Here is a 20919-nt window from a genome sequence, read left to right as displayed (position 1 = left end):
CGCTATCCGAAAACTTTCACACTGGAACCGCATTGTGACCGGTCAAAGTCACACCTAAATCGGTCGGCCTTAACGCCCATCCATGGTCCGCGCAAAACCACATCAGTTCTGCGCGAATGGTGCTTTAATTCAAGTTTCCTGGCTGCGGCGCAGCTGCCGTCGGCACGCTCTTCTGGAACACGGTGAGCAGCTTGGCAGCATCAACAAGTGGAGCGTTGCTCGCATAAAGAACATCGCCCTTCTGCATCTGGAACATCTGCATTAAAGCAATGCTGGAAGCGTCACGCATATTCACGCGATAGATCACAGGACGCTTCTGTGTCAGCACTTCGCCGCGCTCCTTCGACGCGGTAGGACCGACAGAGCGGAGTGGAACCTCTTCGCTGCGGAAAACATAGACGTTACGGGAGTCCGCTCGATCGTCGAGGAGGCCGCCCGCGCGACCGACGGCCTGCGCCAAGGTCAACTTGCCGGTTTCGAACTGAAACTCGCCAGCGCTCTTGAATGCGCCGAGCGCCGTGAAACTGGATGCATCACCGTCGATCATGATCTGGTCGTCGGGCGACAAGCGAACATTCTGCCGGTCCTCACGCATGACCCGATCAAGGGTGGCGCTCGCTCTCTGCTGGCCGCGCACGATCGTGACAGTCGCAGCTCCCGGCGCTACGCCAGCTCCACCCGCCTGGCTTATGGCATCGAGAACACGCTCTTGCCGCGCTGTCAGTGGGATTTTACCCGGAGTCTTGACCGCACCGCTCACCATGACAGCACTCGTCGGCTTGTCGACAACCGTCACGACCGCCTGCGGATTGACCGCAGATCCCTTCAATCCCGCAACAACCTGGTTCTGCAAGCCTTCCGGCGTTGAATCAATGACCCGCTTTTTGCCCACGAATGGAAGATTTACGCTGCCGCTTTGATCGACAGTGAAGCGCCCGAGGTTGAGCGTCTTGCTCTGTGTGGAGGAGAAAAGACCATCTTCGCCAGTGTCGAGCACAGTAATATCGACGACATCACCGCGTCGCAGACGCTGAGCATTATAACCCGTATTCCGCAACGCCGCGAGACCTGGGCCAGCCGAATAGGACATGATACTCGCCGTTGACGTCGAAGCTGGCGCATTCGCAAGATCGATGACAGGAATTTTCTCATGCGTATTGGGTAGCGTTGCGGAACGGATGTTTCCTGCCGTGGGTCCGTCAGAAGGCCTTGCGCATGCGCTTAACACGGCCAAAAGAAGCACACAAACAATCTTCTTCATCCTCAGTCCCCACGAAAGAATCAGCTACACGCAGGAATAGCATCAAAGGAAGAAGCCGCAATATCTTTAAACCTCAAAATTGAAAAAGCCTTTCAATCTCCTCTTGTCTGTGTCGAACACGCAACCTCAAAGTCGCCAGCAGTAACATCGATCTCACAAGGTTGGCCCGACTCCTATTGAGCGCGGGACGAGGAAGATACTCCGCAAGCGGTCCGCGCCGCTGGCCGCTCCACTTGGAGCGACCACGCGGCGGGCACTTTCCAATCAGAATTCGTCCCACCCTGCTTCTGCGACTTGCCTCCTTTGGCCGCCGACGGAGGCAGCAATCTTCGTCACCATCCTGCGGGCTGGTGAAGCGACAGGTCGATCGCTCCTGGATGCCAAGACGATCGGCTTCTGGCTCATCGCCGCTGGCTGAGCGCCGAGCTGGAAACCTTCTACGAGCCCGCGAAGCCGCGCTGTCTCTTGCGCGAGAGAAGCGCTTGCTGCATTGGTTTCCTCCACCATTGCCGCATTCTGTTGCGTGACCTGATCCATCTGGTTTACGGCAGAATTCACCTCTGAAAGACCGACAGCCTGCTCTTTCGCAGAGCTGGCGATCGCCTCCATATGCTGGTTTACCGTGCTAATATTCTCGTGAATGATGCGCAGAGCGTCGCCGGTCTCGCTGACCAACTTTACGCCGGTACTGACCTCTTCGCTTGAGTTTCGGATCAACCCCTTGATTTCCTTTGCAGCCTGAGCAGAGCGTTGAGCAAGTTCGCGTACTTCCTGCGCGACAACTGCAAAACCCTTGCCCGCCTCACCCGCGCGGGCCGCTTCGACACCAGCATTGAGCGCAAGCAGGTTGGTCTGAAAAGCGATCTCATCGATCACGCCGATGATGTTCGATATCTGATTGGAGGAGCTTTCAATTCTCGACATGGCCGCTACGGCATCGGCGACAACCTGTCCCGACCGGGTCGCGTTGCTGCTGGCGACGATCGCCGCATGGCGAGCATCATCCGCACGTTTGGAGGCATTGTTCACGTTGACGGTGATCTCATCGAGAGCGGCTGCGGTTTCCTCAAGTGACGCGGCCTGCTGCTCGGTCCGCCGCGACAGATCCTCTGCGCTTTGGCTGATTTCCCGTGTGCCGCCGTCAATCTGGTCGGTGGAATGCGCGACAGCACTCAGCGCGTTGCGCATCTGGCTCAGCGCTTCATTCATCGTCCGCCGAAGCTCTTCGAAATCGGACGCGAACGGTTCGTCGACATTGAACGACAAATCACCGGCCGCCAACCGTTTCAGTGCCTCACCGATGGTGTTGACGGCATGAACACGGTCAGTCACATCGGTCGCAAATTTGACGACCTTAGTGACCTTCCCCGTCGCATCAAGAATGGGATTGTAGGCAGCATTGATAACGACGACCTTGCCGTTTTTGCCATAGCGGGTGAATTCTGCTGACTGCACCTCGCCTTTTCGTAGCGCTGCCCAGAACTCCTCATATTCGCGTGAATGTCCGTAGGAAGGCTCCACCAGGATCTTGTGTGAACGGCCCTTGATTTCTTCCAGCCGATAGCCAAGCGCTTTCAGAAAGTTTTCGTTTGCAGTGACGATCTCGCCGTCGGTGGTGAACTCGATGATCGCCTGCGAGCGGCTGACCGCTGCCATCTGATTTTGGTAGTCCAGGTTCTGCAGTCGCTGCTTGGCATCTGCCCACTCGACCGCGAAGCCAGAAATCTTGCTGCCGGTACGTAACGGCGTCACGAGCAGATCAAAGGCTCGATGTCCGATCCAGATGGTTGCCTTGTGCTGGTTCTGCAACTGAGCAAGCATATTACGCTGGTGCGCGGGATTCTTGTGAAAAATGTCGATATTGCTGCCGATCAGCTTGGAGAAGTCGAAGCGAGGCAATTCCTTCTTCAGGTCCGACTCCGCCTCTTTCAGCAATTCCTGCACGGCTTTATTCATATACCGGATATTGAGACCAGCATCGGCGATCATGATGTTGGCGCTAATATAGTTGAGCGACTCTGTCTGCATGGTCGTGGTGTTGGAGAAGCCAAACATGCTGTGATACCTTTTCGTGGTTTTAGGAGGCGACTTCGAGCCGAAGTCCTGAGGTTTCATCGATTTATAAAATTGAGCATCCATAAGGGCTGGGCGACGCGGCGTTCGCACCTGACCAGAGGCATGGTTAGCCTGGAGGATGAGATGGGCGCCAAGGACGGCAAAGGCTTTCTGGTCGGCTGATCATCCACCGTCCTAACAGCCAGTTAGCTCCAACCACATTCAAAGTCGTCTGTGTTATGCCTGCATCATATGCGAGCCAGGCGGCCCCGTTATGTTGGCAGCCGGCCTTCCCAGGAAGTATCCCTGCCCTATGTCACAGCCGAGCTCCGTCAGCTTGCGCATCTCGCTTTCGCGCTCGATGCCTTCCGCCACGATCGTCATGCCGAGCCTCGACCCCAACGACACGATCCCCTGCAAAATCTGGTTCTGCTTCTCGCTATGTTCGGAACTCGAGATAAAGCTTCGGTCGATTTTGATCTTGTCGAATGGATATTGAGCCAGTTGCGACAAGCTGGAGTAGCCTGTGCCGAAATCATCGAGCGCGATCCTGATCCCGGATCGGACGAGACTGTCGAGGACAAAATGCGCGCTTTCCGCATCTTGAATGATGGCGCTTTCCGTCACTTCAAGTTCCAGCCTGTGAACGGGAAAACCCGTTTCATCCAGAATCTTGAGGATACGGAGCCCGAGTTGGCGGTCGTTCAGCTGCGCGGCCGATATGTTGAATGCGAGTGTCGTCTCCGCAGGCCACGATGCGGCATCGCGGCAGGCACGCAGGAGTAGACTGCTGGTCAGGCGCGTAATCAATCCCAACTCTTCAGCGAGCGGGATGAACTCTGAGGGAGGGACGAAGCTTCCGCTTGGCGTCTTCCAACGTGCGAGCGCCTCGTATCCCACGATCGCCCCGGTCTTAAGATCGACAAGGGGTTGAAAATAAGGAAGTATGACGTCCGCATTGATCGCTGCTTTCAGGCTCGCTTCCATCTTTTCACGTTTACGGGTCAGGGCAGCCATGGCGGAAGTGAAAGCAGCGGTGACGTTGGGACCGTCTTTCTTGGCAACATACATCGCACATTCCGCAGCGCGGGAAAGACCTGGTCTGTTGTCGATGTCACAAGGATAGGCGGCGTATCCGAGATTGGCAGCAATCTCGATCGAGGCACCATATTCAACAATGGGCTGCCCGATCGCCTGCATGATCTTATCTGAATGAAGATCTGGCGCTGCAATATTTTTGCTCAAGACGATGAATCGGTCGCCACCGAGGTGAAATACCAGATCTGATGGCTCTAATTGAGATAAACGCGAGGCTGTTGTCTGAATGACAGCGTCGCCTAAACTTTGACCAAGTTCGTCATTGACCTTTTTCAGTCCGGTAAGATCGATACTATAGGCAACGCACGCTTCGTTGTTTGCCTGCCCGCCGGATGGACCAGCCAAGTGCAGATTGAGCATCTGCCTATTCGGGAGTCCGGTCAGACAATCGTGGAGTTTTGCACGATCGACTTTTGCCTCCGCCTCGCTACGTCGGTCCACTTCTTCCAGAAGGTCCCTGACGCGCAATAATGAATAGACCAACCCGAGAGCACCACCGACGTTCAGCGCGACAAAAAGCTCGTCGAGCTGGTAGGCGTCATATTGGAGAAAGAAGGCATCGAGCGTCTCGTGGGCATTTAAAAGGACAGCTAATCCGGCGATCGCTAGAAAAGCAGTCCACCAGACCACGATGGCAACATGGTATCGACTACGAAAATACGCCATGACACCTCTCTACCGGGCTTGGCTTCATGCCGTTTAGAGATGCCTCCATCGGCACCCTATTGGACGCGACAGAGCAACTGGCCTTGCGTTATCGCAAAGTCTCTGTAGGGCGCGGTCCGGGCGATGTGTGAGCAGGGCGCGGAGTGGCAGCGGAAGCAGATCGTCACCTGTCGAGACGCTTTGACTTCGCCTCTCGTACGGCTCCAAATTTAGGGCCAATTCATGAAGAAATGCTTAATTCGAATATTCAGAACACATCATTTGCCCATCAAAGGAGCAAAAAAATCAAATCTTAAACTATCGTCTAAGGTGGAGCACTATGGCCGCGACGCTATACTTGGAAAAACGCCATCTAGGGAAGAAAATTAGAACCTTATTCGATCAGGCCCCTACGGATCGCCTCCGCGATTGCATGACTGCGGTTCTTCGCGCTTAGCTTTTTCGTCGCTGCCTTGATATAACTGTTCACGGTATCCGTGGTGTAACGGCAAGCAGATGCGATCTCTTCGCTGGTCTTTCCCAAGCTCGCTATTCTCAAGCAGTCGAGCTCGCCATCTGTAAGACGCATTTCCTGCGCTGCGAAACGCTCCATGATGGGCTTTGTGATGATCGTATGCATGGTGCCCGAAATATCTCCCAGAAAATCGATCTCTTCTCGATCAAAAGGCGTCGAGCGGGAAAATGTCACTGCACCGAAAATGCGTGAAAGGCGCCGGATGGGAAAGAGCGTACGGTTCAGCACGCCAAAGGTGTGAGCCAGATATAGCAGCCGTTCCGAGGGCGGATCTTGCTTATATATCTCCTGCTCGATAACGACGCCTGTGGCTGTCGATGAAGCCTTGACGAATGGATCTGAAGCCAACAATCCATCGCCATAATAGGCATCGAGATATGCTGGGGGAACGTTGGTGTCGATCGAATGGCCGCTGCCGAACCGATAGCCATCAAGGTCCAGTCCGGAAACGGCAAAAAAGTCAAATGGGACCGCTGCGCGAAGTCGCTCTACGAAGGGATGAGATGGCAAGTGCCGTCGCACAGGCAGTGAGCTAAGATCTACCGCATGATCGAACGAAAGAGTGGAAGCAAGCGTTCGCGAAAATGGCATAGTAAGCTCCGAGATGAACCCTAAATATCAATGCCAAAACTTAACAAAGGGCAAATGATCGCCTTATCCACTTGAAATTGCTCGCGGTGCGCACCACAACTGTTCTTCTCAAGGGCGAGCAGAGGCCACAATACGGGCCGAAACCTTGCGGTTCTCAGCCCTAGCGGTTCTTTATTCCGTTGCTGGGGTTACGCCTGATTATATCGCCGCGCAACAGCAAAGCATCAAATGCGAGCGCTGGCTTAGCCAAAACCACGGACGGTCATACCGGCATAAACGATATCTACGTGAACTGGTTGACTATATCGGTCATTAGACGAGTAAGCGAGGCGCAGGAGCCGAATGGCCAGCTCGGAGCGCCAGTCAGCCGGACATGTCCGTTTTTGACAACGGGAAGCAGGGGCCATAGCGGGGAGTTGCCGAGATCGTCGGGAAGTTTTTCAGATAGAATAGCCAAAGTGCTATCGCCATCCAACGCCGCCAGGCCTTCAAGATCGATCGTCGTAAAGCCAAATGGCTCGGATGGCAGATCCATGGGGTCTGCAAAACCGAGTCTCTTGAGTATCCCGCAAATTGCAGCATTGGGCGCGAATATCCGCAACCGCGGAACACCCGGTAATGGTTGCGCAACAACCAGTTTTCTACCCACGATGCGTGATGCATAGCGCGACTTTAGGTTCTCGATGTCGTCGTCGAAGCGCATGAGAAGGTCGTTTGCATTCGAAGTTCGAGAAAGCGCTTCCCCGACTTGCCGTGTACTCTGGTAGACACTCGCCAGCATTCCGCCATCCTTCGGCTGATCATCGATCAGATGAGTGGTAGCGATTGAGCCAAGAGCCTGCTCGATAGATGCATGCCGGTAATGTGATGTCAGAATGATATCCGGCCGCAGCCTGCGGATCGCTTCGAGGCTCGGCTGCTGTCTCCGGCCAACGTCGACCGCATTGGAAAGGCGCTCCGCAGCGATATCAACCCAGGTTTTGTACCCGCTAATCTCGGCGCAACCGACCGGTGATAGTCCCAGCGAAAGCGCAATTTCGGCAACAGTCCATTCGAGCGTGACGATACGAGCCGTTCCAGCAGACGCGAACGCCCTTGGCGCTGCGATCATTGCCGCAGCTCCACCCAGAAACGACCGCCTGTTCGAAGTGCCTACCACTTGACGCTCACAGTTCCCACGACCGTCAGACCCTGTCCGTAATAGCATTGGGTCGGCGTGTTACAACCAGCGACATAGGTCTTGTCTCCGAGGTTATATCCATTGAGCTGGAACGCGTAACGGTCATGGTCGTAACGGGCGAAAGCATCCACCAGCGTATAGCCTGGCACGAAGAAAGTGTTTGCCGTGTCGCCTGCTGTCTTGCCGATGTGGCGAACACCTGCTCCGACGGTCAGCTTGCCCTCCCAGTTGTCCGGCGTCGGCATGTCGTAGCTGACGAAAAGTGACTGCTGCTGCTTGGGGACAGTATAGGGCATCTTGCCCACCTGAGCCGGCGTCCGGCTTTCGGTGACCTCCGGCTCCTGAAAACTTGCCGCCGCGGTCAGGTTGATGCGATCCCAAAGCGTCGCACTCCCCTCCAACTCTATCCCGCGCACCCGCACTTCATCGGTCTGGTAGTACACACCCGACACGCGATTGACGACATTTTGCTGTGTAGCCTCAAAGCCGGAAAGTGTGATGCTGAAATCCTCGCCATCTGGCGCATATTTGAGGCCGATCTCCTTCAACTCGCCCTTCGTAGGCTTAAGCGGCGTTGGTGCGAGCGTCAGCACTGGCGCAAAAGACGTGGAGTAGAGGGCATAAGGAACGAAGCCGTTATCGAAAACATAAGCGGCGCCGACTCTACCGGTGAAGGCAGAGTGGTCCTGCTGGTAACGCGTGGTGATACCTGAGCTTATAGCCAGACTGTCGGAATCATTGCTCACGAAGTCCTGGCGAGCACCAAGGGTCACGCGCAGGCCACCCCATTCCATCTGGTCCTGGAGGTAAACTCCGACTTGCTGCTGAGTTTGATCGAGATGAGTGGTGATTGGCGCTGGCTGCACGCCGATGCCGTAAACCGGATTGAAGAGGTCGAGGTTAAGCGTCGTATCGGTCCGCGAACCCGTTCTATTGACTAGATTCTGCCACTGGAGATCAATCCCACCGAGAAGCTTGTGAGCAACCGGCCCGCTGTCGAATTGATATTCGAGGTTCGTGTCGAGTGCCAGTGCGTTCAAAGTTGGCTGTGCATTGTAAGCGAGGCGAGAGAGCGTACGCTGGTCCGCACCAAGACCATTGCTGAAAAGATTCTGGTAATTCACATCCAGATAGGAGTATCGAAAATTCTGCCGAAGAACGAGATCCTCATTCAGCGCGTGCTCAAAGCGGTATCCGATATAGGCGGTTTCCTTATCATAGATTGCCAGTGAGGGATCGCCGTCTGAAAAGTTGCGCGGAATTTTTAGTCCGAGGCTATTGGGAAAGATCGTTCCGACAGCGGGAAGAAGCGATGGTACCTGGCCCGCTTCATCCTTCATGTAAGCGCCATATATCGTCAGGCTCGTATCTTCGTCCGGTGACCACTTGACGGTTGGGCTGATAGCCGTTCGGTCATTCTTGCCGAAGTCGTTCAAAGTTTCTGCATTGCGGACTACCCCTTCCAGGCGATAGGTAAAGTCGGAGTCCGCCCCGAGAGGGCCAGTTAAATCGAACCCTAATTCCTTCTGCTTATAGCTTCCAAAGCGGGTGTAGACTTCTCCTTTAGGGGTTTCCAACGGGTCCTTGCTGACCATGTTCACCACACCGCCGACGTTTGTTTGCCCGAACAGCGCTGAGCTCGGCCCGCGCAGCACTTCCACCCGGTTCAGGAAATAAGGTTCGACACGAAAGCCCGCGTAGCCGCCTGTCTGGTTGGCGATTTGCGGAACGCGTAGCCCGTCCAGATAAAGATCAGCACTGAAACCACGGATACTGAAGTAGTCAGAGCGCGGGTCGTTGCCGTAACGCTGGCCGTTGACATTCGCGCTGTAAAGCAAGCTATCGGCCACCGTTTGCACCGCCCGATCGGTCATCGCACCACGCGTAATTACGGATACCGATTGCGGCGTTTCGGCAATCGGCGTGTTCGTCTTGGTGGCGGAAGCGGAGTTGCTTGCCACATAGCCGCGCTGTTCCACGCGAGCACCTTTTTCTGCAGCACCTTGAATAACGATTGTCTTGAGGACTGTTGCACCGTCAGCGTCTTGCGCTTTCGCATGCTGAGGATGGAATGCGATTGCACCCACGGCGGCAGTCGACATCATGAACAGCAAGCCCCTTACACTAACCTTGTGGTGAGGCGTCATGGGGAGGCGGAGGGCGGCGTTATGCATTGCGGGACCTGTTATAAACTGTTGCCGAAGCGGGACGCTCCGGAAAGTCCGTTTTTCATCACATCCCGCGCGCTCGGTGGCTTAAGTAGACTTTTTTTATCAGCATTGTCAGGTCAAAATCGAACTTCTACGGGCCACTTATTGACCCGTTTTCTATTTTCATGCCTTTAGGCATGAAATGGGCCATTCTTTCGTTTTGAAAAACTGACATGATGTGGCTATGGCTCTCCCGTCACCATCCATTGAAGCGTCCGCGCAGAGAACCGACTTGCACGAATCCGAAATCCGAAAGCCGCAAAGAGCAGCCGATCTTCAAAACGTGCAGCGGCCGATCGCCGCCATGGCACGGACTTATGAACAGAGCGTCGATTTTGGCTGGCACAGCCATCGTCGCGGCCAGCTTTTGCAGATCGTCGACGGCTTCATGACCGCACGAACACCTGACACGTCATTCATCATTCCCAGTGGCTACGGCTTGCTGATCACACCGGAAATCCCCCACGCGGTGCATTCTCATGGGAGGGTATCAATGCAGTCGATTTACATTGAACCGGACCCCGGCGTTTCGCTTCCATGGGAACCGGTTCGCGTGATTGCGACATCCCCACTTCTCTCCGCCACCGTCAGCGCGTTTCTGGAACAGCCGACGCTTTATGACGAGGATGCTCGTGGTGGACACCTGGCTGCACTGATCCTTGAAGAGATCGCTCTTGCCCGCGAGGGACCGTTTGCTCTACCGATGCCGAGCGACAGGCGGTTACAGCGGCTTTGCCGCGATCTGACCGAAACCCCATCAATCGATCTCGATATCGATCAATGGGCAGACAATCTCGGCATGAGCCGACGAACCATGACACGGAAATTCCGAACTGAGACCGGTATGAGTTTTGCCGAGTGGCGGCGTCGCTTGCGCACAGCGCATGTCATGCGCCGTCAGGCGGAGGGAGCCAAGCTCGAAGAAGCGGCGGCCGATGTCGGTTACCGCAGCCTGTCCTCTCTGCGCAAAGCTTTGCGCGAGGCGTCGGTGTGACGATCCTCATGAGTCATGCGCCAGCCGACCCAATTGCCGCCGAAGCCGTCGACGTGAGCGTAATCTTTGATGAAGCCACGGCGCTGAAAAACGTGTCCGTTGCCATGGTTGAGGGACGCATTACCACGATATGCGGCGCAAACGGCTCTGGAAAAAGCACTCTTCTGAAATGCCTCGCGGGGCTTGAAAGACCGACTTCTGGGCACGTGCGTCTGGCGGGACACTCGCTGGAAGCGATGCCCCGGCGCACAATCGCCCGACATATCGCCGTGATGAGCCAAACGCCGGAAACTCCAATAGGCCTGACAGTCGAAGAACTTGTCGAGCAGGGCCGGTACCCTCATCGTCCCTGGCTCGGGCGGCTCTCTGATCACGACTTCACGATTGTCGACAGCGCGATTTCGCGGGTCGATCTTCACCATCTGCGCCACCGCCAAATAACAACTCTCTCTGGCGGCGAAAGACAGCGAGCCTGGCTGGCGATGGCTCTTGCGCAGGAGCCGCGTGTTCTGTTTCTCGATGAACCGACGAGCTTCCTCGATATCAGACATCAGGCGGAACTTCTGACGCTCCTTCGTAGCCTCAATCGAGATGATGGGCTCACGATCGTTGCAGTCCTCCACGACCTCAATCACGTAATGGATATATCTGACGACGTCATACTGATGCGTAGAGGTCAGGTTCTCGCAACAGGTTCGACCAACAACGTGCTTCAAACCAGCCTGTTGCGGCAAGCTTTCGAATGCAGGGTCGACATCGTTGCGCACCCGGATGGAACGGGCAGACAGTACTGCATGGTCGACTGGATCGATGCGCGCTATCGCCCGAACAATGCGGTCTCAACGTGACGGCGAGTTTGCGTTTCATCTCGCCGTCCGCAATGGCATCGGCGATCGCGTGGCCGGTAGCCTTGGCATTTTTTCTGGTGTTGGCTGCCCTTGAACTTCGGGCGGGAAGCAGTCTGGTCAGCTGGCGCGACATCCTGGTGTTTCCATCACAGCCAACGACGCTGGCGCAAGCAATTCTGGAGACTGTCCGTGCGCCTCGTCTGATCGCTGCCGTTCTGACCGGCGCTGCGTTGGCAGTCGCGGGCTCTGTCCTGCAAAGCGTGCTGCGAAATCCTCTGGCCGCGCCGGATATATTGTCCGTTACAAACGGCGCACAGCTTTTCCTCGTGATGTCCACTTTATTGCTGCCTGTGGCCATGCCGCCCCTTATCGCAACCAGCGCCGGCGGTCTGACGGGCGCAATCGCATGCCTCATTCTGGCCGGTGGATTTCGTGCGCCTGCCGGACGACTGGCGCTTGCAGGTGTCGCGATTTCCCTCTGCTTCTCGGCCTTGTCGTCTGCAATCGTGCTTCTGGCCGACGAACGTTCCTCGGGCTTGCTGCTTTGGTCGTCCGGCATTCTGGACCAGACCGGGTGGGGAAAGGTGTTAACGACAGCGCCGGTCATTATCATGTGCGCCGTCACCTTGGTGCTGTTGGCCCGTCAACTCGATCTCCTTGGACTGGGCGAGCAGACCTCCGCCAGTCTGGGCATGACACGGGCTGTCACTCTTATTAGCCTTGCATGCGCCGTTCTCCTGTGCGGCTGCGCCGTAACCCTGGCTGGTCCTGTCGGCTTTATCGGGCTTGCTGTCCCGAATATGCTTCGCGCACTCGGTCTCGCACGGCACCACCGCCACTTACCGCTATCGATGCTTTGGGGTGCCAATATGTTGGTTCTTGCTGATGTGATCACCCAAACGTTGGCAAGCGGTGGCACCATCGTTCCAACCGGCGTGACGGTCGCCTGCCTCGGGGCGCCCATCATGCTGTTTCTTCTGCGCGCCGCGAAGATCGGCGGGGAACGTCGCATTGGTTTGCCAGCGGGAACGACACGCCCGCCCCTCTTCCGCGTTCTTGTCGCTCTGGCCGTGGCAGCTTTTATCAGTGCAACTGCCGGCCTCGCCGCCGGTAACAGCCTTTCCCTCTCGATGAGCGAGATCGTCATCAATCTCGACCTTCGTCTCCCCCGCCTCCTCGTCGCGCTTGGATGCGGGGCATTGCTGGCTGCCGCAGGCAGCGTCATTCAGGCCGTCACACGCAATCCGCTTTGCGGACCGGAAACGTTAGGAATCACACAGGGAGCGGCCTTTTGCAGCCTTCTGGCACTCCTTTCAGGACTATTGCCAGCAACCTTGCCTTTTCAACTCGTGACCTTGGCGGGCGCCTTGGCCGTTGTACTGAGCTTGAACGTCCTTGCCCCCAAGCAGGGGCCTGAAAAATTCGTTCTGGCGGGGGTGGCTATCGCTGCAAGTATCGCTGCGGCTTCAACGATCGTCGTCGTTGAAGCGCGCTTGCAAACTGCGCAGGCACTTTCCTGGCTGGTGGGCTCCACGCATGCGCGCGGCTACGATGACGTATTCATGTTGATGCCCTGGGTCGTCGGCCTCCTGGTGATCGGCACACTATACGCACGCCGCCTCGACACTTTTTTGCTTGGCGATGAAAAAGCCAGATCGCTTGGCCTAATGACAGGCAACGCCGGCCGCTACGCCATGGTCTACGCCGCTGGCGCAGTGGCAGTTGCCGTATCGTCCATTGGCGCTATCAGTTTTATCGGCTTGCTCGCTCCTCATGCCGCCCGCCTTCTCACCGGACCGCGCCATACAAAGAGCCTGCCCGTTGCAATGGCGATCGGTGCCGTTGCCCTTGCGCTCGCAGATACCGTCGGTCGCAGCATCATCGCCCCACTCGAACTCCCAGCCGGGATCGTCACTGCGATCATAGGGGCGCCTGCCTTCACAGTGTTGCTGCGGAAAACGCATAACGACCATGTCCGACGACCCACCGTTCGGAGATTACGGAGGTCGAATGACATTGAGCCGAAAACAGCTGCAAGAAAACGCCCCTGAGAAAAGGGAGCTTTCGGCTTCGTCGCAGCACTTTACTAACATCAAAACAAAACATCGTAGTCGGAAGAGGAGACAAGTTTGAAACGGCTTTTGAAACTGCTGATCGGACTAGCATTCATCATGGCGTTCGTTCCGAGAGCCTCGGCACAAACATCAGAAGAAAATCATAACGCGACCGTTGTGAAGATGAATGCCTACGTTGCCTTCATGAACCGTGCGATCCGCGCATCGGACTCGCTCGCTCGATATGAGAGTTGGGTCAACATGAAGAAAGGACCAACTGGAAAAGAACGCATCATCTACGGCCTCTATGCGCCGTATGACGTACGCTCCGAAATCGCAGAAGCAGAAAAAGCCACGGGTGCCGATCCGAAAATGCCCGAGCTGGATACTGCGATGACACGGTTCATCACTGCCTACAAACAGCTCGCGCCCGTCCTCGAAAAGGCCAGCAAATATTATGATCGCTCGGACTACAAGAGCGACAAGATGCAGGGTGGCAAAGAGTTTCACGCCGAAATCATCAAATATGCCGACGAATTTTCCAAGGCACGGTCGGAAGCCGACACGCTCCTGGCGAAGGAGAAGCGAACGATCGATCTGCAGGAATTGGCCGCGCTTGAAAAGGCCGAAGGCAAGAAGTCCCGCTGGCATGTCCGCAATATCATGATCAAGGCTCAAGCCGTCATGGAGACATTGCCGAGCGGCAACAAGACGAAGGTCGACCTCGCGGCCTATGATAGCTCGCTTAAGGACTACGCAGAGGCCGTCAAAACGTTCGACGACTACGCAACCGAGCATCCAGGCTCATTCCACGTCTTCGAATCCAGCCCTGGAACTCTTCTCAGTAAACTCAGGGATTTTCAGGAGAAACTGGAAAAGTACAAGGGCGATGCGCGTAAAGCTGCAGACGATCTCGAATGGATTTACAACGACTATAATATGATGGTTTCGACGTCTCAGAGTGCAACCATATTCTCGAAAGACTGAAACGCTTCCCGGGTCCACAATGACTTTCCCCGCGCGTCTTCATGGCGCGGGGAAATCCGCGAGCAACCGGCAGAAAATCTGCATCAGCCTTGATCGGCGTCCACCCGGTCGCCCTTGCTGTCAAACACATGGAGCTTGGCTTCCGGCAAGCCAACACTGATCGATGCACCAGGCTGCAAAAGGGCGCGGTCCGACGAGAAGAGCTTGAAGGGAAGCCCGTGAACCGTCAGGTGTAGAATGATCCCGAGACCTGTCGGCTCAACGAGGTCAACCTTGGCAACCACGCCACCCGTCTGCGGGGCGACGAGCACATGCTCGGGACGTATACCAAGGGTCATCGCCTCGCCATTCTTCAGCGGGATTGTCCGACCGAGTGGCAGCTCGCTACCATCCGGCAGCGCCATTGCGCTTCCATCTGGCTTCTGGACACAATGGCCCTGAAGAAAGTTCATACCCGGTGAACCGATGAATTCTGCAACGAAGAGATTGGCTGGACGATCATAGAGGTCGAGTGGCGCCCCGATCTGCTGCACATATCCGGCATTCATGGCTACGATGCGCGAAGCGAGCGTCATCGCCTCGATCTGATCATGGGTCACGTAGACAGAGGTCGCTCCAAGATCCGCGTGCATCCGCTTGATCTCGGCTCTCATCTGCTCGCGAAGCCGTGCGTCAAGGTTCGACAGGGGTTCGTCAAAGAGGAAGGCTTTTGGCTGGCGAACGATGGCACGGCCCATCGCCACGCGCTGACGCTGGCCACCCGAAAGCGCTTTAGGGCGTCGTGCGAGATAAGGGTCGAGACCGAGCTTGCCGGATGCCGCAGAAACCGCCGCAGCAATGGCATCCTTGGGCCTTTTCCTCAGTCGCAGGCTATAGCTCATATTGTCGGCGACACTCATATGCGGATAGAGCGCGTAGGATTGAAACACCATCGCGATGTCACGATCCTTGGGCTTGAGATCGTTGACCAGTTGGCCGTCAATGGAAAGCGTTCCCGAGGTGATCTCCTCCAGACCCGCAATCATGCGCAGCAACGTCGATTTCCCGCAGCCTGAGGGACCGACGAGCACGACGAACTCGCCATCTTCAATTTTCAGATCGACGCCGTGCAGGACAGGATGGTCGCCGTAGGACTTGGCGACGCGGTTAAGCTCTATGGAAGCCATGGAATTTATCCTTTCACTGCACCGGCCGTCAGGCCCTGCACGAGATATCTTTGAATCAGCAGGAAGAAGAGACAGGCCGGAATGAGCGCCAAAACGCCAGCGGCCATCATCTGCCCGAAATCGACGGAGAATTTCGAGACGAATGTCAGCAGCCCCACGGGGAAGGTCGCGCTCTGATTTCCAGAAATCAGCATCAGCGCAAAGAGCAACTCACTCCAGGCCGCTGTGAAGACGAAGCCGAGCGTTGCTGCGATCCCAGGCAGAGTCAGGGGCAGAATGATCTGGCGGAACGCAGTGAAGCGGCTGGCGCCATCAATCATGGCTGCCTCCTCGAGGTCCTTCGGAATGCCATCGAAGAACGACTGCATGAGGAACGTCGCGAAAGGTACGTTGAACGCCGTGTAGACGATGACGAGGCCCGTCAGGCTGTTGGTCAGCCCCAAGGGCGATAGCATTTTGAAAATCGGTGCCACCAGCATGACCAACGGAAACATCTGGGTGATCAGCATCAGGGCGATGATCCAGTATTTCCCGCGAAACTGAAAGCGAGACAGCGCATAGCCGGAGAGCGATGAAAGCACCGTCACGGCAAAGGCGGTCGATCCGGCCACGATGACGCTGTTCTTGAAGAATGTCGGAAATGCACTGTTCTCGATCACGAAGCGATAGTGGTCGAAGGTCGCGCGCGACGGCCAAAGGCGCACGCCTTCGCTATAGAGCAAGTCGTTCGGAGTAACCGAGACTTTAAGCAGCCAGAAGAGAGGAAAGAGCGCAAAGGCTATGTAGACGAGGATCGCCAGACGGTGCGCGACGGTAAGAAAAATTCGGCCGGTCACGGATCAATCCTTCTCGATAAGGCGCTGGCGCATGATGACGATCAGCATGGAGTAAGCGAGCAGAAGGACCAGAAGAACCAGCGCGATTGCCGAGGCATAGCCAAAATCCAGCCGCTTGAAGGCCTGGGTGAATATGTAGCTTGCAACGATTTGCGTGCGGTCGGCTGGCCCACCATTGGTCATGACGATGATGAGGTCGGCAAAATTGGCGATCCAGACGGTACGAAGCAGAACGGTAATCGCGATCGTCGGCGCGAGAAAGGGCAAGGTGATCGACGTGAAGCGCTGAAGCGGGCTCGCGCCATCGATGGAGGCAGCTTCGTAAAGATCACGCGGAATGGCCTGCAAGGCAGCAAGCAAAGTGATGGCGAAAAACGGAATTCCCCACCAGACATTGGCGATGATCGGACCCCACATGGCCAGGTGCGGATCCGCCAGAATATTGTTCGGCGCAGAGAGCATTCCGAGCGATGTCATCCAGTACGGCAGCGGCCCAATCACCGGGTTGAACAACCATGCCCAATTCAGCCCAGCGAGAAAGGTAGGAACGGCCCAGGGAAGAAAGACCAGTGCCTGAGCAATGCCACGCCCGGCAAAAGGTTTGTCGAGCAGAAGGGCCAGAATGAGGCCAAAGAAGAATTGCAGGAATACCGAAGCGCCTGTCCACCAAAGCGTGTTCTGCAGCGCGCGGTAGAAAGCGGCATCCTGGGACAGGGTCTTGAAGTGCTCAAGCCCAACGAAGCCCCCGGAGAACGGCTTGAGCAATTGAACATCGCGGAATGCGTAAGAAAGCCCGAGCACCAATGGCACCATCATCACCGTGACGATCAGAACAAGGACTGGCGCGCTATAAAGCCAGGGTTCGGCTGCAGCAGCGAGTCTTCGCGACATGGGTTTGCGCGACATCGCAGGTGCGGCGCTTGAAAATGACGACATCAATTGCTCCTCAGCGTATTGATTTCTAGGCCGATGGCCACGCGCTGATCTCAGCTTTGAAACACGTCGCAAATGCCCACTCTTATTTTGCGACAAGTGTTTCAAATAAAACAATAGGTTATTACGCTATAATTAATCTAGTTTATCACGAGACGATATATAGCTGACATGGGAAGCGGCGCGCCATTTAGCGGCGCACCGCCAGCCCTGTTATTTGGATTGCAGGAACTTCTGCTGAGCCTTCGTCATGTAGTCGGCCCACTGCTTGGCGAGGTCTTCAGGGGTAATATCTCCCAGAAGAGCTTCCTGAGAGGTCTTGATCACGAGCGAATCCTTGAAGAAAGCAAACTCTTCGAGATAGGTCGGCATGGTTGTCGGCACCGCGTTCTTGTCGGCCAGTTCCTCGAACCAGCCCTTGAACTGCTCGCTGGCGTAAAAAGGGTCTTTCTCGGCGGAGGTATGAACCGGAAGAGCGCCGGTTTTCTTGTTCCACTCGATATTGCCTTCAGGTCCTTCCAGCGTCTCGATAAGCTTCCAGGAAAGATCCTTGTCCTTCGAAGAGGCCATCATCGACCAGCCGGCGAAACCGATCGTCGGGAAGGTCTTGCCATCCGGTCCCTTCGGCATGGTCATGACGCCGAAATCTTCGCTTTTCATGCGCTGTGCGATGGCGATCAGAGCGTCCGGATCCTGATCGAGAAACGCGCAGGTGCCGGAGTAGAAGCCAGCGACGATTTCGTTGAAGCCCCAGTTGACGCTATCCTTCGGTGCATAACCGTTCTTGTAGAGATCGACGAGATAGGTCAGACCCTTGACCCAGCCGAGGCTGTCAAATGTGGATTTTCCATCCTTGGTGAAGAACTCGTTGGAGCCCGCCATGGAGGCACCGAACATGACCCAGCCGTTCAGACCGCCCGGCCCACCGCGCAAGCAATAACCATATTTACCGGGAATAGCCGAAATTTTCTTGGACGCGTCCGCGAACTCTTCCAAGGTCTTTGGTGGCTCCTTCACGCCGGCCTGTTCGAGCAGCTTCTTGTTGTAGAACATGGCGCGCAGGTAGAAGCCGTAGGGCAGCATGTAGGCGGTGTCCTTGACATCGCGGCCAAGCTCCAGGGCTCGCGGTGTCAGACCGGGTGTATATTGCCACTTGGCCAGATAGGGCTCAAGGCTTTCGAGCATGCCATTGTTGGCATAGAGGGACAGCCAGGTGTCAGGCATTTCCATAACGTCGGGAACATCGCCTGCCGATACCATCGTAGCGAACTTCTGGAACGCTTCGTTCCAGGGAAGCGAAATGATGTCGACCTTCGTGCCAGGATTGGCAGCCTCGAATTTGCTGACGAGGCTCTTCAGCGTCTCGGTGCGCTCGGGGCTGGTGATGACCTCCACAAGTTTCAGGGTCGTGTCGGCAAGCGCCGTACCTGCCATCATCGCCGTAAAGAATGCTGCTGCTACCAGTTTTTTCATGTCGTTCTCCCTTTTTGTTGTCGTCAAGATGCGTCAGGCTGCGGCAGACGCCGCTCTGATTGCTGGTTCAAGATCGTTCCAGAGAGCCTCGGCGCCCTCCAGACCCACATGCAGGCGTACGGAGCGCGCGCTGATGCCGAAAGTATGCGCGGCATTCGGCTGCGCCTTCTGCTCAAGCACCACTTCGCCAGGGACGATCAGGCTTTCATACCCGCCCCAGGAGACCCCCAATTTGAAAAGCTGAAGTTTGTCGGCGAAAGCCCGCACGTCCACCCCTTCACGGAAAATGAAGGAGAAGAGTCCGGACGTGCCGTTCAGCCCGGGCGGAAGCCGGTTCGCGAGTCCCGGATGGCAAACGGTCTCCACAACATCGAGCGCCTGCAGACGAGAAGCGATCGTAAGCGCCGATTCCTGATGCGCCTTCATCCGGATGGGCAGCGTACGAAGCCCTCGGATCAACAGCCACGCATCGAATGGAGACATCTTGCCGCCGAGATAGGGATAGGCCTCAGCCCGGATGCGGTCGATCATGGCCTTTGAACCGGCAACGACACCGGAAACCACATCGCTGTGACCGCCGAGATATTTCGAAGCGGAATGGACCACCATGTCGACACCAAGCGCCAAGGGCGTCTGGAAAATCGGACTTGCCCAGGAGTTGTCAATCACGGAAATCGCACCATGGCGTTTAGCAATCGCAGCCAATGCACCGACATCGTGGGCCTCCATTACCCAGCTTGTTGGACTTTCCATGTAAAAGAGCTTGGCGCCCGGCATAGCCTTCTCGACAGCGGCCTCATCGCGACCATCGACATAGATCACCTCGACCTGCATTCGCTTCATCAAGGTGCCAAAAAGGCGAAACGCATCAGGATAGACGTGGCGTACCGCAACGATGCGATCGCCAGGAGAAACGAAAGACAGAACGGTGGAGGAAATCGCTGACATGCCACTGGCAAAGCCAAGCGCATCTTCAGCACCTTCGAGCTTTGCGAGCATCTCTTCAAACATGCGAACAGTCGGGTTCAGCCCGCGGGTGTAAACAGGACGGCTCTTTTCGCCGCGATAGGTTGCGACCATCTCATCGTAAGTTGAGAACGTGAAAAGAGATGTCTGGACCAGAGGTGGCACCACAGCTTCGAAAGCGTGAGTATCATCATGGGCAACGATCAGCGATGCAGCATCGAAAAAATCAGAGCCTTGGCTCATTTGGACATGTCCTTGATATCTTCCTCGACAATGGCGAGAATTTTCAGTGTTTCCTGCCGCGCTGCCACGGGGTCTGCGGCAACGATGGCGTTGAAGAGGGTACGGTGAAAGGGAAAGGAGCGGGATGCAAAGTCAGGCCTATCAAACGGCTTGGACCAGAAGCGCTCGAAACCTTCGCGCATCTGTTCGAGCAACTGCTTGAACAGCGAATTATGAGTGGCGTCATAGATGGAGAGGTGAAAGGCAAGATCCGCCTTGCCGGACGTTCCCTCGGCGAGATGAACACGCTCCATCTCCTCCAAGCGCAGACGCATGGTTTCGATGTCGTCGTCGGTGCGACGACGAGCCGCCGCCATCGACGCCTCGACCTCGATGCCGCGCCGCACTTCCAGCGTCATCAAAAGCGCATCGCGCAGGCTCTCTGCCTCGATGGAGATGGGCATATGCACAGTCGCGGTGGAGATCGGCTTTAAAAGATAATTGCCGCTTCCCTTGCGGGAGTCGATAATCCCAAGAGCTTGGAATTTGCGGATCACTTCACGAATGGTGGAGCGCCCGACGCCTAGCGCCGACATCAACTCACGCTCGGCAGGCAGACGGCTTCCCGGTTTCAGGTCAGCCCGCTCGACAAACTCAACAAGCGCGCCCTCGACCTGCCGCACCCGGTCCATGACCGGCAACGGCGTCATCGCGTGCTTTTCGAGTGTCTGATCCATTTGCCCCCGCAATATCAGCCCATCTAAATTGGTCTGACATCTTACCGATTAACATAATCTTCATTTTGTCAGGGCGTCAAGCGTCGACAGTTGCGGATTTCCTTTAACAGTGGACTCTTTTCCCCCTT

The 20919-nt window shown here is 56.1% G+C and carries 16 protein-coding genes; 4 read left to right on the top strand and 12 right to left on the bottom strand.

Annotated elements, in window-relative coordinates; all coding sequences use genetic code 11:
• Positions 1 to 124 precede the first annotated feature (124 nt).
• The 6 genes from ACQZ5M_RS18630 to ACQZ5M_RS18605 all read right to left on the bottom strand — a co-directional run bounded on the left by ACQZ5M_RS18630 (position 125) and on the right by ACQZ5M_RS18605 (position 9470).
• Entirely contained in the window at positions 125 to 1261 is a 1137-nt protein-coding gene (locus ACQZ5M_RS18630) for a polysaccharide biosynthesis/export family protein (protein WP_363315907.1), read from the bottom strand.
• 264 nt (positions 1262 to 1525) lie between these two features.
• Positions 1526 to 3316 (bottom strand): methyl-accepting chemotaxis protein, encoded by a 1791-nt coding sequence (locus ACQZ5M_RS18625; protein ID WP_449080499.1) that lies wholly within the window; start codon positions 3314 to 3316, stop codon positions 1526 to 1528.
• Between the two features lie 237 nt (positions 3317 to 3553).
• Positions 3554 to 5080, bottom strand: a complete 1527-nt coding sequence (locus tag ACQZ5M_RS18620; protein ID WP_296014142.1) for a putative bifunctional diguanylate cyclase/phosphodiesterase — start codon at positions 5078 to 5080, stop codon at positions 3554 to 3556.
• A 373-nt stretch (positions 5081 to 5453) separates the two neighbouring features.
• Positions 5454 to 6185 (bottom strand): helix-turn-helix transcriptional regulator, encoded by a 732-nt coding sequence (locus ACQZ5M_RS18615; protein WP_296014140.1) that lies wholly within the window; start codon positions 6183 to 6185, stop codon positions 5454 to 5456.
• 283 nt (positions 6186 to 6468) lie between these two features.
• Entirely contained in the window at positions 6469 to 7296 is an 828-nt protein-coding gene (locus ACQZ5M_RS18610; RefSeq protein WP_296098521.1) for an ABC transporter substrate-binding protein, read from the bottom strand.
• 41 nt (positions 7297 to 7337) lie between these two features.
• On the bottom strand, positions 7338 to 9470 hold the full coding sequence (locus ACQZ5M_RS18605) for a TonB-dependent siderophore receptor (protein ID WP_449080498.1): 2133 nt from the start codon (positions 9468 to 9470) through the stop codon (positions 7338 to 7340).
• A 352-nt stretch (positions 9471 to 9822) separates the two neighbouring features.
• Here ACQZ5M_RS18605 and ACQZ5M_RS18600 point away from each other — a divergent pair, with 352 nt between their 5' ends.
• The 4 genes from ACQZ5M_RS18600 to ACQZ5M_RS18585 all read left to right on the top strand — a co-directional run bounded on the left by ACQZ5M_RS18600 (position 9823) and on the right by ACQZ5M_RS18585 (position 14458).
• The gene (locus ACQZ5M_RS18600) at positions 9823 to 10569 is read left to right on the top strand and encodes an AraC family transcriptional regulator (RefSeq protein ID WP_296037874.1); all 747 of its coding nucleotides are present in this window, start codon (positions 9823 to 9825) and stop codon (positions 10567 to 10569) included.
• Positions 10566 to 11417 carry an ABC transporter ATP-binding protein gene (locus ACQZ5M_RS18595; RefSeq protein ID WP_449080497.1) on the top strand — a complete coding sequence of 284 codons (852 nt, stop codon included), beginning with the start codon at positions 10566 to 10568 and terminating at the stop codon, positions 11415 to 11417. Before ACQZ5M_RS18600 ends, ACQZ5M_RS18595 begins: the two co-directional genes overlap by 4 nt.
• A gap of 62 nt (positions 11418 to 11479) precedes the next feature.
• Entirely contained in the window at positions 11480 to 13468 is a 1989-nt protein-coding gene (locus ACQZ5M_RS18590) for an iron ABC transporter permease (RefSeq protein WP_449080496.1), read from the top strand.
• Positions 13469 to 13546: 78 nt separating this feature from the next.
• The gene (locus ACQZ5M_RS18585) at positions 13547 to 14458 is read left to right on the top strand and encodes a YiiG family protein (RefSeq protein ID WP_449080495.1); all 912 of its coding nucleotides are present in this window, start codon (positions 13547 to 13549) and stop codon (positions 14456 to 14458) included.
• Between the two features lie 83 nt (positions 14459 to 14541).
• Here the strand turns inward: ACQZ5M_RS18585 and ACQZ5M_RS18580 are convergent, their stop codons facing one another.
• From ACQZ5M_RS18580 to ACQZ5M_RS18555, 6 genes are all read right to left on the bottom strand, one after another.
• Positions 14542 to 15624: an ABC transporter ATP-binding protein gene (locus ACQZ5M_RS18580; protein ID WP_296037805.1), complete on the bottom strand. Its 1083-nt coding sequence runs from the start codon at positions 15622 to 15624 to the stop codon at positions 14542 to 14544.
• 5 nt (positions 15625 to 15629) lie between these two features.
• Positions 15630 to 16460 carry a carbohydrate ABC transporter permease gene (locus ACQZ5M_RS18575; protein ID WP_062426774.1) on the bottom strand — a complete coding sequence of 277 codons (831 nt, stop codon included), beginning with the start codon at positions 16458 to 16460 and terminating at the stop codon, positions 15630 to 15632.
• 3 nt (positions 16461 to 16463) lie between these two features.
• Complete coding sequence (locus ACQZ5M_RS18570) at positions 16464 to 17396, bottom strand: carbohydrate ABC transporter permease (protein WP_449080494.1); 933 nt, start codon at positions 17394 to 17396, stop codon at positions 16464 to 16466.
• 210 nt (positions 17397 to 17606) lie between these two features.
• Entirely contained in the window at positions 17607 to 18866 is a 1260-nt protein-coding gene (locus tag ACQZ5M_RS18565) for an ABC transporter substrate-binding protein (RefSeq protein WP_449080493.1), read from the bottom strand.
• Positions 18867 to 18899: 33 nt separating this feature from the next.
• Positions 18900 to 20075 carry a PLP-dependent transferase gene (locus tag ACQZ5M_RS18560; RefSeq protein ID WP_449080492.1) on the bottom strand — a complete coding sequence of 392 codons (1176 nt, stop codon included), beginning with the start codon at positions 20073 to 20075 and terminating at the stop codon, positions 18900 to 18902.
• Positions 20072 to 20764, bottom strand: a complete 693-nt coding sequence (locus ACQZ5M_RS18555; protein ID WP_449080547.1) for a FadR/GntR family transcriptional regulator — start codon at positions 20762 to 20764, stop codon at positions 20072 to 20074. The genes ACQZ5M_RS18560 and ACQZ5M_RS18555 overlap by 4 nt, the downstream gene beginning before the upstream one ends.
• Positions 20765 to 20919: the final 155 nt, after the last annotated feature.

This window comes from Rhizobium sp. 22-785-1 (assembly GCF_053521965.1).
The sequence above is the reverse complement of the archived record's forward strand: the minus strand, read 5'-3'. Positions and strand labels throughout refer to the sequence as shown.